General features: G+C 63.2%; 12 protein-coding genes and 1 pseudogene. 9 read left to right on the top strand and 4 right to left on the bottom strand.

All coding sequences use genetic code 11. The features are described from left to right. Positions 1–18 precede the first annotated feature (18 nt). From ACEN9K_RS01620 to ACEN9K_RS01610, 3 genes are read right to left on the bottom strand one after another with little or no spacing between them, the layout of a single operon-like run. On the bottom strand, positions 19–1,512 hold the full coding sequence (locus tag ACEN9K_RS01620) for an aldehyde dehydrogenase family protein (RefSeq protein WP_495635073.1): 1,494 nt from the start codon (positions 1,510–1,512) through the stop codon (positions 19–21). A 2-nt stretch (positions 1,513–1,514) separates the two neighbouring features. Continuing rightward, positions 1,515–2,408 (bottom strand): 4-hydroxy-tetrahydrodipicolinate synthase, encoded by an 894-nt coding sequence (gene dapA / locus ACEN9K_RS01615; protein WP_495635072.1) that lies wholly within the window; start codon positions 2,406–2,408, stop codon positions 1,515–1,517. A gap of 48 nt (positions 2,409–2,456) precedes the next feature. Further along, on the bottom strand, positions 2,457–3,845 hold the full coding sequence (locus ACEN9K_RS01610; protein ID WP_495635071.1) for a protoporphyrinogen/coproporphyrinogen oxidase: 1,389 nt from the start codon (positions 3,843–3,845) through the stop codon (positions 2,457–2,459). Positions 3,846–4,145: 300 nt separating this feature from the next. Between ACEN9K_RS01610 and ACEN9K_RS01605 the strand changes: the two genes are divergently transcribed. After that, positions 4,146–4,826, top strand: a complete 681-nt coding sequence (locus tag ACEN9K_RS01605; protein ID WP_495635070.1) for a GntR family transcriptional regulator — start codon at positions 4,146–4,148, stop codon at positions 4,824–4,826. A 62-nt stretch (positions 4,827–4,888) separates the two neighbouring features. On the opposite strand, the gene ACEN9K_RS01600 is transcribed toward ACEN9K_RS01605, so the two are convergent. Then, complete coding sequence (locus ACEN9K_RS01600) at positions 4,889–5,881, bottom strand: IS481 family transposase (protein ID WP_495635069.1); 993 nt, start codon at positions 5,879–5,881, stop codon at positions 4,889–4,891. Between the two features lie 438 nt (positions 5,882–6,319). Here ACEN9K_RS01600 and ACEN9K_RS01595 point away from each other — a divergent pair, with 438 nt between their 5' ends. From ACEN9K_RS01595 to ACEN9K_RS01560, 8 genes and pseudogenes are all read left to right on the top strand, one after another. After that, the gene (locus ACEN9K_RS01595; protein ID WP_285249499.1) at positions 6,320–7,111 is read left to right on the top strand and encodes an amino acid ABC transporter ATP-binding protein; all 792 of its coding nucleotides are present in this window, start codon (positions 6,320–6,322) and stop codon (positions 7,109–7,111) included. A gap of 7 nt (positions 7,112–7,118) precedes the next feature. Further along, positions 7,119–7,766, top strand: a complete 648-nt coding sequence (locus tag ACEN9K_RS01590) for an amino acid ABC transporter permease (RefSeq protein ID WP_495635068.1) — start codon at positions 7,119–7,121, stop codon at positions 7,764–7,766. After that, positions 7,766–8,428, top strand: a complete 663-nt coding sequence (locus ACEN9K_RS01585) for an amino acid ABC transporter permease (RefSeq protein ID WP_285249501.1) — start codon at positions 7,766–7,768, stop codon at positions 8,426–8,428. The genes ACEN9K_RS01590 and ACEN9K_RS01585 overlap by 1 nt, the downstream gene beginning before the upstream one ends. A 56-nt stretch (positions 8,429–8,484) precedes the next feature. Continuing rightward, positions 8,485–9,342 carry a substrate-binding periplasmic protein gene (locus tag ACEN9K_RS01580; RefSeq protein WP_495635067.1) on the top strand — a complete coding sequence of 286 codons (858 nt, stop codon included), beginning with the start codon at positions 8,485–8,487 and terminating at the stop codon, positions 9,340–9,342. 121 nt (positions 9,343–9,463) lie between these two features. Then, complete coding sequence (locus ACEN9K_RS01575) at positions 9,464–9,892, top strand: universal stress protein (protein ID WP_495635066.1); 429 nt, start codon at positions 9,464–9,466, stop codon at positions 9,890–9,892. A 54-nt stretch (positions 9,893–9,946) separates the two neighbouring features. Beyond that, positions 9,947–11,278 (top strand): annotated as a pseudogene (locus tag ACEN9K_RS01570) (flavin monoamine oxidase family protein); the annotation flags it as partial. Positions 11,279–11,366: 88 nt separating this feature from the next. Beyond that, positions 11,367–12,137, top strand: coding sequence for an NAD(P)-binding domain-containing protein (locus ACEN9K_RS01565; protein ID WP_495635065.1), 771 nt, complete (start codon positions 11,367–11,369; stop codon positions 12,135–12,137). A gap of 338 nt (positions 12,138–12,475) precedes the next feature. After that, positions 12,476–13,528 (top strand): D-2-hydroxyacid dehydrogenase, encoded by a 1,053-nt coding sequence (locus ACEN9K_RS01560; protein ID WP_495635064.1) that lies wholly within the window; start codon positions 12,476–12,478, stop codon positions 13,526–13,528. Positions 13,529–13,530: the final 2 nt, after the last annotated feature.

The raw sequence follows: 13,530 nt of genomic DNA, 5'->3' as shown, positions 1-13,530 counted from the left end.
GACATTGTCGACCTGGCCTTATCCGCGGTTGTACATGACGTGCTTGGTGCGGGAGAAATCGTCCAGGGCGTAGGCGGAGAGGTCCCGGCCGTAGCCTGAGCCCTTGAAGCCGCCCCAGGGCATCTCGGTGGCGATGACCAGATGCGAGTTCACCCAGACCGTGCCGAAATCGAGCTGCCGCGGCACGGTGAGGGAGCGTGCGGAGTCCTTGGTCCACACGGAGGCGGCCAGTCCGTAGATGGTTTCGTTGGCGCGGGCCACGGCTTCTTCGTCGGTGCTGAAGGTCTCCACGGATACCACCGGGCCGAAAATCTCGTTGCTGGTGATCGGGGCGCCGGCGGGCACGTTGGTGACCACGGTTGGTTCGATGAAGTAGCCGGGTCCGTCGATGGCGTTGCCGCCCACGGCGATGGTCAGGCCGTCCTTGCGGATGTCCTCGAGCGCTGCCAGGACCCGCTCGTAATGGGCGCCGGAGATCATGGAGCCGATTTCGACGTCGCCTCCGGTACCGGGGGTGCCGATGGAGATGTCGCTGACTTCCCGGACGAGGAGTTCGATGAATTTGTCCGCGACCGATTCGTGCACCAGGACGCGGCAGGCGGCGCCGCATTCCTGGCCGCCGTTCCAGAACCCGGCAGAACGCACGCCCTCGGCGGCGGCTTGAAGGTCGGCGTCGGCGAAGACCACGACGGGGGCCTTGCCACCGAGTTCCAGGTGCACGCGCTTGACCGAGGATGAGGCGCTTGCGGCGACCTTCTGGCCGCTGCCGACGCTTCCGGTGATGGCCACGAGGTCGACATCCGGGTGCTCGGCGAGCCTGTTGCCCACCACCCGTCCGGGCCCGGTGACAATGTTCACCACACCGGCGGGCACTTCATCGGCGATGAGCTCTGCGAGTTTGAGCGTGGTCAGGGGTGTCTGTTCTGAGGGCTTGAGCACCAGGGTGTTGCCGGCGCCGAGGATGGGGGCGATCTTCCAGGCAGCCATCAGCAGCGGGTAGTTCCAGGGCGTAATCACCCCGACGACGCCCACGGGTTCGCGGAAGATCACCGAGGTGTGGTTCTCGGCGTAGTCGTCCGCGCCCAGGGTGTTGTAGGCACGGGCTGCGCCGGCGGAAAACCGGAAGGTGTCGATGGCGCTGGAGATGTCGTCCTCGGCCACCATCGCCGTCTTGCCGGTGTTGGCGGATTCCAGGGTCTCGAACAGTTCCCGGTTGGATTCGATGATGTCCGCGATCCGCAGCAGGACGGCCGCGCGCTCCTTGGGCGTTGTCGCCGCCCACGCTGCCTTGGCAGCGACTGCGGCAGCGACGGCAGCGTCGACGTCCTCGACGGAGCCGGCGGGCACCTGGGTGAGAACTTCCTCGGTGGCCGGGTTGACGACGTCGACCTTTTCGTCCGAGGTGGACGGAGCAAACGCGCCGCCAATGAACTGGCCAAAGGGTGGAAGGGATGGGGCAGGAGTGTTTTCTGCCCGCACAACTGTGAACGGTGAGGTCTTGGTCGTGCTCATTGCTATGCCACCGTCTGGTAGAGGGCGGACAGTGCCTGCTCGACGCGGGCGTGGTCCTCGGCGCTGAGCTCTGCCGTGGGCCGCTTGGGCACGCCGGCGGTAAGACCCTGGAGGGTTAGGCCGACCTTGACTGCGGGGATGAATGGCACGGAGAGCAGGGCATCGATGACCGGGTACACGCGCTTCCACTGGTCAAGTGCACCTTGCAGGTCACCTTCGGCGATGCTGCGGCTAACGGCAACGATTTCGTTGGGGACCACGTTGGCGGTGCCTGCCATGACGCCGGCCGCGCCTTCGACAAGAGCGCTGTAGAGGTAGACGTCCCAGCCGATGAAGGTGCCGATGACGTCGGAGTGGTGGTGGATCAGCTGCAGTGCCTGCTCCCAGTTGGCGCTGGAGTCCTTGATGTAGCGGATGTTCTCCACTTCCTCGGCGAGGGCACGGACGGTGGCCGGGTCCAGGTTTACGCCGGTAACGGCAGGGATGTTGTAGAGCATCACCGGGATCGTGACGGAGTTGGCCACGTCCTTGATGTAGGTGACGGTCTCTTCCAGGGACAGCGGCTCGTAGTACGGGGTGATCAACATGAGCACGTCTGCGCCGAGTTTCTCGGCGGCCTGGGACAGGCGGATGGCCTCGGCGGTGGACGTGGCGCCGGTGTTGGCGATGACCGGCACGCGGCCGTTGGCCTGCTTGATGACGGTCTCGATGAGCAGCAGCCGTTCCTCCGAGGACAGGGCGCCGACCTCACCAGTGGAGCCTGCGGCAACCACGCCGTCGACACCGGCGTCGATGGAGCGGTCCACGATGCGGCGGAGGGTTTCGACATCAATGGTTTCGTCCTGGTTGAAGGGCGTGGAGAGGGCGGTGAGAACACCGCGGAGGTTCTGCGACATGAATGGTTCCTTAGTGAAGTTCGTGGGTGTGGTCAGCGGTCTAGGGGGTCAGGCGACGACGGACAGGCCGGACTGGTGCGGGGCCTGGCGCTGGGTGGCCAGGACGCTGGCGGCCTCCTGGGCTGCGGAAAAACCGGTGGTGATGGAGCTTTCGGTGTAGAGGGTTCCCAGGTAGTCGCCGGCCAGGAAGACTCGGTCCGCTCCACGCATGAGGGTGGACTGGATCTTGGCGCGGCCCGGGAAGCAGTAAGGGGAAGCGTTCTTCCACCGGTCCACCTTGGCCTCCACAACGCTGTCGGCGAAGCCGTGGCCAAGAACTTGGTCAAGGTCGGTGAGGTGCGTCTTGATGACGTCCTCCTCGCTCTTCTCCAACAGGGCCCTGCCCAGACTGGCCGGTGAGAACGTCATGAAGCTCCCCCCGGGCTTGCGCACGGACTCGGTGCCGCGGACGATGCTGGCCTGGTTCAGGGCGATCGCGAAGGAGCGCTTGGGAGCTGCGATGGCATAGAGGTCGTCCCACGGGCGGGCGCTGGTTTCGTTGGTGAGGAACGCGGTGCTGACGTGCGGGCCGTACTTGATCTGGCTCAATGCCCCGCGCAGGTCCTCCGGAAGATCCACACCGACCTGGTGCGACACGTCGGCGGTGGTGGCCAGGACAACGGTGCGCGCCTCAACTTCGCGGTCAACGCCATCCTGGCGGTACCGGACCAGCACGGATTCCTTTTTATGGACAACTTCGTGGACCACGGCGCCGAGTTCGATACGGTCACTACCCATGGCGGCTGCGATGGACTCGGTCAGCGTGGACGGGCCACCCACGATGCCCCGGCTGAGGCCCTGGCCGAATCCGAGGACAAGGCTGAAGTAACCGATGCCTGCGCCGGCGGAAATCTGGTCCATGTCACCGGCAGAGCGGGTGACGGTGGTCTTGAACAGGGCAGCCGCGTCTTCGGAGAGGTTGCCGACGAAGTCCTGGAAGGAGGTGTTGTTCTCGAAGTCGTAGATGCGCTGCTGCCGCATGGCACCGGACTCCCCCGCACGCTTCCGGACCACCCCGGTGTACTTTGCCACTCCGCTGACCACCTTCAGGCCGGCGCGGAAGGTGTCAATACGGGAGTTGAGGGACATTGGAATGCGGAAAGGGTAGGTGGCGATGTGCCCCTTCTTGATGAACTTGCCGTTCATCGACAGGCCCTGCAGTGACCCGGGAATCTCGACTGCCATAACGCCAACCTCATTAAGCAGCGCATCGGTGGAGGATCCGGCGCCGGCGAAGACGTGCCCGCCCCAGTTCAGCCAGTAGTCACCCCGGCGTTCGGAGCGGATGCGACCGCCAACCCGGTCTCCAGACTCCAGGACTACTGTGTCCCAGTGCCGGAGCCGCCAAGCTGCGGAGAGTCCGGCCAGGCCACCACCGACGATAACTGCGTCTTTCATGATTCCCATTCCTAGCTGTGTTGATACTGATGTGTTGGCGAGTGCACGCCCCGGTTCCTTGGCGTAAGGGCCGGCCCTGCGGATTCACCACAAGGAGATAAGTCTCTTGTCAGGCACCTGCCATCATTGGCTGGGTACCAAGCCAAACCACGAGTCCCTCCCCTAGGTGGGATCCAAGCGTTGTGACACAAACCACCATAAGATGTGATCACAAATCAAACAAGGGGGTTGTCGCAAAATCTTTTGGACTGGCCGGGCAAGCCAAGGCCGAGCCTCCCGGCTCACCCGTATATTTGATCTGTGGTCATATCCCAGCGCGCAGAGCCCACCTTGCTGACCGATCAGGTTTATTCGATGATTCGCGCCGCGATCCTGAGCGGAGACCTTCCCTCCGGTTCACGCCTCAAGGTGCGCGACCTGGCCGAGCAAGTGGGGACGAGCGTGATGCCTGTCCGTGAGGCAATCCGGCGGTTGGAGGAGATCGGACTCGCCGAGCGCGAGCCGCACAAGGGCGCGGTGGTCAAGACATTAACCTTCGAGGAGCTGATCCACGTCTACGACGTCCGGCGGCTGCTGGAAACCGAAGCGGCGCGACTGGGCAGCGAAAACGTCAGCTCGGAGGACTGCGACCGGATGCAGGCCGAATACGACCTCATGCGCAAGGCGATCGACGAGCGGCAGGTCATCCCCACGCTGGACCATGACGAGGCAATGCTGGCCATCCTGTACCAGGCCGCCGGCAACCCGGTGCTGCTCCAGATGATCAGGAGCTTGTGGCAACAGTGCCGTGCGTACAAGATCGTGGGCGCCCAGGGCTCGCTCGACAACGGGAACGACGACTCGCTGTGGCGGTACCAGCAGGATCTCATTACCGCTGCCCGCAACAGCGATCCGACTGCGGCGGCGGCAGTGAACAGTGCCTCCCTTCTGGACGCCAGCGAGCGGATCAAGGCCCGCTTGGCCGACCAGCACTCTGCTTAGAGCCTGATATCCCCCGGTAGGCCTGCCGGAATACCGTAGACCGGCCACCTTGCACGGGTGGGCTAGCTGTACTGCCCAGGCAGGTTGGTTAAGCGGCTGATGGGCGGGTGGCCTCCGATTGCGGTGTGGGGCCTGTGGTGATTGTAGTGGTGCAGCCATGCCGGGAGGGCGTTTCTGCGGGCTGATTCCGTGGCGTAGAAGCGCTTGAATGCCCACCCATCGGCAAGGGTTCTGTGGAAGCGTTCGATCTTGCCGTTGGTCTGCGGGCGATATGGCCGGGTCTTCTTTGCCGTGATCCCCAGTTCTTGGCAGGTGTCCCGCCAGAGATGTGATTTGTAGGCCGCCCCGTTGTCAGAGAGAACCCGTTCCACGATGACGCCGCGGGCAGCGAACCAGGACACAGCCCTTTGCAGGACTGCTACTGCGGTGGCCGCTGTTTCATCGCCATGGATCTCCGCGTAGGCGACCCGTGAATTGTCGTCAATGACCGTGTGTACGTAGGCGGTCCCGATCAGCGGGCTACGGTGTCTGCTGCGCGGCTTTGACGGAGTCGCAGCACGGTTCTGCTTGCCTTGCTGCCGCCCGACGTAGCGCCAGCCGCCGCCGTCGGGGATGTTGCCGAGCTTCTTCACATCCACATGGATCATCGCTCCGGGAGTCACGTGCTCATAGCGGCGGATGACTTCTCCGGTGCGCTTGTCCACGTGATGCAGGCGGTTCAGCCGGCACCGGACCAGGACCGCGTGCACGGTCGAGGCCGGCATGGCCAGCTTCGCCCCGATCGCGACCGGTCCCAGCCGTTGCTTCCAGCGCAGGTGCACAACTTTGCGCACCAGCTGCTGCGGCGTCCGGTTGGCCACCCGGTACGGGCGGGAGGACCTATCAGCCATACCGGCCTCACCCATCGCGGCGTAACGGGCCGCCCACCGTTTCGCGGTCGGCCAGGAGCAGTTGAACTGCTCGGCAGCCCGGGATACCGGCCAGCCGTGGTCAACGACCAGACGCGCGACGCGTAAACGTTGGCGCGGAGTCAAAGCGGCATTAGCGTGGGACATGAGGACCTCCTGGTCGCTGCAGCGGTTGTCTAAGCAACTCCACTGTGCAACCGGAGGTCCTCACCTTTGGCTCAACGACTCCAGCGAGTCATCACATTCACCGAACCAACGTCCCTGGGCAGTACAGCTAGCTCCGCCATTGCCGGGACCGGCAGGACCGGTACCCCTCACTTCACATCGTCTGAGACCCGCCCAGGGGACGTCTTCGACCAAGGATTGGGATCGTGGTGGCAGGCGGGCGTGTGCAGGACCGGGGGCGCCTCTCTGGCAAAAGAAATGTGATCACAGATCTAGACAGGGCGCAGCGGGCTGGCTACAGTGACTTAGACCACAAGCCGGCAAGCACTGTTACCGGCGATCAGCAAGTCACGCTCCCCTGAAAACCCAGCTTGGACCGACTCTCAGGGTCAAGGCGTCCGCTACTTGAAGGAAACGAAGATGGGCTTAAGCTTTGGCACGAAAGCTCCCCGGCTCGCGCTCTCTGGAGGCGTCGTGGTCTCCGGACTCGGCAAGAGTTACGGGGCTAGCCGCGTGTTGTCGGATGTGAATCTGACGATGAACGAAGGTGAAGTTGTCTCCATCATCGGCCCCTCAGGGGCTGGCAAGAGCACCTTCCTGCGCTGCCTGAACTACCTGGAGACCCCCACCGAGGGCGAGATCTCCATCGGCGGGGCCCACGTCGTGGCCGGCGGGAAGCTGCCGGACAAGGCGAGCCTTGATCACCTTCGCCGGGTCACCGGAATGGTCTTCCAAAGCTTCAACCTGTTCCCGCACCTCACCGTCATGGAGAACATCACGCTCCCCCAGCGCAAGGTGCTGGGCTCAAGCAAGGAGCAGGCCGAAGAGGTCGCCAACCGGCTGCTGAAGCGGGTGGGTCTTCCCGAGAAGGCCAAGGCCTATCCTGCCCGACTTTCCGGAGGCCAGCAGCAGCGCATCGCGATCGCGCGGGCCCTGGCGTTGTCCCCGAAGGTGATGCTCTTTGACGAGCCGACGTCCGCGCTTGATCCCGAGATCGGCCTGGAAGTCCTCGCCGTAATGCGTGACCTGGCCGACGAGGGCATGACCATGCTTGTGGTCACGCACGAGATGCACTTCGCCCGGGACGTCTCAAACCGCATCATGGTCATGGGCAACGGCGGGGTGCTGGAGATCGGACCCAGCCACCAAGTGATGTCTGACCCGCAGAACGAACGCACGCGGCAGTTCCTCAAAGCTGTGCTGGACAGGTGAGCCGGCGATGATCATGCAACTTCTGTCCTCGATTGTTCAGGGTGTAGGGCTCACCCTCTACGTCACCGGCGCGTCGCTGCTGTTCGGCGGCATCGGCGGCCTGGTGCTCGTCGGCGCTGCCCGTTCACCCATCGCCCCCGTTCGGGCTGTCGCCACTCTGTACATCAACATCGTCAGGGTCATCCCGCCGATCACCTGGTTGTTCTTGATCTACTTCGGCTTGCCCCAGTTCGCACTGAGGCTGACCACCATCCAAGCCGCAATTATCGGGTTCTCAGTCATCGCCTCGGCGTTCATGGCGGAGATTTACCGCTCGGGACTGCTGAGCATCCCGGACGGTCAACGAGAGGCGGCCCACGCGCTCGGCCTGAGCTCGGTCACCACGGTGGGGCATATCATCACACCGCAGGCGTTCCGGGTCGCGCTGCCCGCGATCGCCACCTATGGGATCGGGCTGCTGAAGGACTCTGCCCTGGCCTCCACTATCGGCGTGCGTGAGATCACCTACTACGCGCAGCAAAGCGCCAAGCAGACGCATGAAGGCCTGCTGTCATTCGTCGTCGCCGGTGCCCTGTACATCGTCATCAGCCTCATCGTCGCCCTCATCTCCCGGCGGGTCGACCTCACGCTACGCAGGAAGATCGGAGTGGCGTGATGGACATCTTCACCCAATGGCTCGCTTGGATGCCCGCCCTCACTCCGGGCCTCATGATCAGCCTCCAGTTGACCGGGCTGTCGCTGCTCTTCGGCTTCCCGCTCGGCCTGCTGTTTGCTGTCATGGCCGCCGCGAAAATCGCGCCCCTGCAGTGGATCTCATTCTTCTTCGTGGAGATCGGTCGCGGCCTTCCGGCCCTGGTGCTGTTGTACCTGATGTATTTCAGCCTCCCCGACGCCGGCATTACCCTGACGTCGTTCACCACAGCGGTCATAGCGCTGAGCTGGAACACCGGCGCTTACGCCTCGGAGTACTTCAGGGCCGGGATCGCGGCGGTACCCCTGGGACAACGGGAAGCGGCACTGACCTCAGGGCTCCGCGGCTGGACAGGATTCCGGCTCATCATCCTGCCCCAGGCACTGAGGATCTCCACCCCGCCACTGGCCGGACTCGCTGTCCTGATCTTCCAGGGCAGCGCACTGGCCTTCGTGATCGCCGTACCCGAATTGATGTCCAAAGCCTTCGAAATCGGATCCATTACCTTCCAGTACCTGAGCGTCTACACCCTCACCGCAGTCATCTATGGATCCCTCACCCTCGTCTTCCTCGGCCTCGTCCGGATCCTGGAACAGCGCCTCGGACGGCACCTGCAACGCAACTAAACCTTTCCATCCATCCCCGGGGATTCACCCCACCAGCTCAACAAGAAAGAGAAACCATGTCCCGTACTCTCGTGCGCGCGCTTTCGGCCGGCACCGCCGCCGGTTTGCTCGCCATCAGCCTCTCCGCCTGCGGCGGCACCAACACTGCCAGCAGCTCAAGCGACTGCAAGGCTGCCCACACAGACCTTAAAACCATCAACCAGGGCGAGCTGACCGTGGCGAGCTATGACTACGCACCCGCCACCATCCTGCAGGGCGACAACGTCACCGGCATGGAAGGCGACCTGATCAATGAGATTGCGAAGCTCGAATGCCTCAAGCTCACCGTCAGTACTTCCGGCGGTGCGGGAGCAGTCATCCCGTCCGTGCAGGCCAAGCGCGTGGACATCGGATCGGGAAACTGGCTGCGCACCAAGGAACGCACCAAGATCGTCTACCTGAGCACCCCGCTGTGGAGCGACCCGCAGGCCATCGTCTCCACCAAGGGCCTAACCAGCGATGATCTGGAGGGCAAAGTCGTGGGCTCGGTCGCCGGCAACCTCTGGAACGACAGCATGTCGAAGTGGCTTGGCGACAAGTTCAAGATTTACCAGGACGACGAATCCATCTACTCCGACCTGAAAGCCGGCCGCATCGACGCCCTCGTCGCATCCGCCGCATCCGCCAAGTACCGGTTCAAGGACGCCCCTATCGAGGGCGCGCAGGTGATTCCCGTCAAGCCCAACCCGCGCGTCCCCCAGTTCGCCTCGGTCGGCCAGGTCATGCTGCCCTCCAGCCTGGACAACGACACTCTCGGCAAAGCGCTGGACGAGGACATCAAGAAGCTCCGTGAAGACGGAACGATCAAGAAGATCCTCGAGAAGTACGGCATCGACCCCTCTGTCGGTGAGCCGGGGGCACCCAGCGAGCTCTAACCGACACGTCTTGCACAGGGCGGCGCCGGAATATATGTCTTCTCCGGCGCCGCCCTATGCGGCGTCCCTGTTGGCGCCGTACATCAGAGTCTGAAAGCAAAGCAAGCAAAGGAGCATGCGCATGAGCGGAACCATCGTTGTGGGGGTTGACGGCAGCCCAACGGCCAGAAAGGCAGCAGAGGCCGCAAGGGACCTGGCATCGGCGCTGGGAGCAACCCTTCATGTGGTCTCGGCCTTCGACAGCGAACGCTCGCAGGTGTTCGGCAGCGGCAGCAACAAATGGCTCGTATCGGACGCAGACAAGGCCGAACACGTCGCCCGGGCAGTCGCTGACACCCTGGGCGGGGACATCAACATCACCTCTTCCGCAGCGCACGGCAGCCCAGCCGATGCCATCATCAGGGAAGCGACCGGCAAAGAGGCACGCATGATCGTGGTGGGCAACCGCCGCATGCAGGGCATCGGACGGGTCCTCGGAAGCGTGGCCAACAGCGTGGCCCACAACGCCCCCTGCGACGTCTACATCGCCAATACATACGACGCGGACTGAACCAGCGCTTGCCGAAAAGCATTCACGAGTCCAGAGTCTGAATTTCATCAGGAGCCCATATTGCATGACGTGATCATTGTCGGAGGCGGCGCGGCGGGACTCAGCACCGCGTACCATCTGCGGGACACTGGCCTGGACGTCCTCATCCTTGAGTCCAGCGACGACATCGGCGGCAGGGCACACACAGTCCCCCTCGCCGGAACCGCAGCCAATTCCGGAGCCATGTTTGTCTACAAAGACACCAAAACCGAAGAGCTCGTCAATGAGCTGGGAATCGATGCCGTTCCGTTCCTCCCGGAAACCTACGGAATCCACGTCAACGGCAAGACCGTTGTGGCCAAAACCAATGAAGACGTTGTAGCCGGCCTCAATATCAGCGAGTCCGAAAAAACAGAGCTTCTCAACTTCATCGATGCGTCCCTCACGGAATACCAGGACTACGTAGCTGACGCGACACCTGTCGGTGAACTGGGCAAGCTATCGGAAGAGACCGTAGCTGAACGCCTGATCGGCCTGCAGCCCGCCATACAGGAAATCATCACCACAGCCGTCCGCGGCGGCGCAGTAGGTGATCCCGCCAACCTCTCCGCGAAGTACGCGCTCCGCTACTTTGCCAGCTACCTCGCACGAGAGAAGAACAACCGCCTGTTCGCGCCGGCAGGCATGCAAACCATACCCCGGGCACTGCTCAAACACCTTCCCAACCACACACTGCGCTGCAACACCCACGTCACGAACGTGGTCCCGCTCGAACAACAGCTCTACGAGGTCACCGTGACCCGTGAGGAAGGCCTGCAGAAGCTCACGGCCAAGCACGTCGTGCTGGCCGTCCCCGCCCCGGTGGTTCCCGACATCGTCAAGAGCCTGCCAAGCTGGAAGACGGCAGCGCTGCAAAAGGTAGCAAGTCCAGGCAGCACAACCCTCAACATCGTCGCCGACATTGAAGGGCTGCCCGAGCTCAGGGACTGGGCTTTCATTGTGACGGTCGGCATGGCCTTTGACGCCATCATCAACCCTGTTCCCGGCGGAACCGAGGAGACACGCAAGGCGAACATACTCCAGTTGACCTGCTATGGAAATTCGTCAGGCTACCTGCCCGGGTTTGCCGACAACGAGCAAAACATCACGGACTGGATGGAGGACGTGTACACGGTGGCTCCCGAGCTTCGCGGCCGGGTGCTCGGCGTGCACGCCCAAACCTGGCAGCACTGTTTCGCCCTGCTCAGCCCGGAACGGGCATCTGCCCTTCCCGAACTCCAGCACCCCGTTGGATGGCTGCACTTCGCCGGTGACTATACCTCGGAGACCGCTGGCACCCATGGGGCGTATTCCGAAGGAGAACGGGTTGCAGCCCAAATACGCGCTGCTATGAAGCCCGCAAGGTAGCAGGCATAACCGGCATGGGTACCACGGGACCCAAGCAATGCCACGCCCTGATCCTGCAATTAGCTTCTCCTCTTGAAAGGACCTCCTCATGACGGTCTTCGGAATAATCGGCGTCGGGTCCATTGCCTCCGCGATCGTCACGGGCCTATGTGAAGACGTCGGAGAACCCCCACAGGTAGTGCTGTCACCGCGCAGCCAGGCGCGTTCCAGTGATCTTGCCGCACGCTTCCAAACAGTCACGATTGCTTCAACCAACCAAGAGGTCATCGACCAGAGCGACGTGGTCGTTTTGTGCGTACTACCGCACCAGGCAGAGGAAGTGCTCGGGCAATTGGCATTTCGAGAAACCCAGGAAGTCGTCAGTGCCGTGGCCGGGGTGCATCGGACCGTCCTGCAAAACCTGGTCTTCCCGGTCAGAGACATCGCACGAAGCATCCCCGCGCCAGCCGTAGCCACACGATCGAGCGTTACACCGATCTTCCCCTCTACGGAAGCTGCCCGCGACCTCTACGACAGACTCGGCGGACGATTGGAACTCGCCGATGAGCTCGCATACGAAGCAGTTTCTGCGGCATCGGCGACTGTAGAAGCCTACTTCCACTACCTTGGGGCCATCGCCGACTGGCTCACTGCGCGTGGAGTGGCCGGCACAGATGCCCGTCGGTACGTCGCCGCCACGTTCAGCGACCTGTCCGAGGAAATGGACACGCCGGACGTCGACTTCCGTGCCCTGGCTCATGCGCACACGACAGAAGGAGGCCTCAATGAACAATTCGCAAAGCACCTCACCTCGAAAGGTACCTTCACCGCTGTGGGCCAAGGTCTGGATGCGGTTCTCGCACGCCTCTCGCCCACCTGACAGGGCCGGCACCGCATCGCCAGTCCCAAGACCCCTTTCAGCAACAGCGCCCAACGCAAAGAGGGCGATCGGTCTACTTCGAAGCCGACCCGATTGGGTACACCCCAACCTGACGTCAGCCAGGTGTGGGAGCTACGTCAGGTTGAAGTCCGAAACCCGTTTTCCTGGCGTGCTAATCCAACCTCTATAGATCCCAACCTGACACGCAGCCAAGGTGTGTCCCAGCCGGGAACCAGTTAGTTCGGTGCCCAACTACCAGGGCGCCTGTCAGGGCTCGCAAGCTTCACAGAAGCCTTGCAAAGTTCAGCCTACAGGACGTTATCCATTATAGTGAACAGATGACTTCCCGTACGACCGTAGCCATCGCCGTCCCGCTCGAAGCAGAGCTTGTGGACCAGATCCGCGCCGTTGATCCCTCGATTACCGTCCTTTATGAGCCCGACCTCCTGCCCCCGGAACGCTATCCAGCCGACCACGCCGGCGATCCCGCCTTCAAACGCACCGACGAGCAGGAGGAGCGCTACTGGGCCATGCTCAACCGGGCCGAAGTGCTCTACGGCTTCCCCAACGAAAGCCCAGCCGGGCTTGCCCGCATCGCCCGCGACAATCCCGGACTGCAATGGATCCATGCCATGGCGGCGGGAGCGGGCGGAGCGGTGAAGGCGTCCGGCCTCGGCCAGGACGTCCTGCAGAAATTCAGGATCACCACCTCCGCCGGAGTGCACGCCCTGCCCCTCGCGGAATTCGCTGCGATGGGAATCCTGAACGGCTTCAAGCGGAGTTCCGAACTTGCCCAGGACCAGGCGGCGAAGGCCTGGCCCACCCTTCGCGTCCCCACCCGGCTCGTCAACGGCTCCAACCTCGTGGTCAGCGGCCTGGGGGAAATCGGATTGGAAACGGCCCGGATCGCCCGGGCGCTGGGCATGAAGGTCAGCGGTACCAAACGGTCCGTAGAGCCCATCGACGGGATCGATCAGGTTGTGGACAACGCCGGCCTTCCTGCCCTCCTGGCCACGGCAGACGCCGTCGTCAACACCCTGCCCGGCACTGCCTACACGGAGAAGCTGTTCAACCGCCAACTGTTCGCCGCCATGAAGCCCGGCACGACGTTCGTTAACGTAGGCCGCGGCACCGTGGTGGACGAGGACGCCCTGCTGGAGGCACTGGACAACGGCCAGGTGGGCTACGCCTGCCTGGATGTTTTCGCCGTGGAGCCGCTGCCGCAGGACAGCCCGCTATGGAACCATCCCCGGGTCATGGTTTCGCCCCACACCTCGGCCCTCAGCGCAGCCGAGAACCGACTCATCACCGAGCGCTTCTGCAGCAACCTGCGCACCTTCCTCGACGGCGGGGATCTCCCCCACCTCGTGGACACGGTCCACTTCTACTAGGA

This window comes from Pseudarthrobacter sp. Pseusp20 (genome assembly GCF_059492155.1).
The sequence above is the reverse complement of the archived record's forward strand: the minus strand, read 5'-3'. Positions and strand labels throughout refer to the sequence as shown.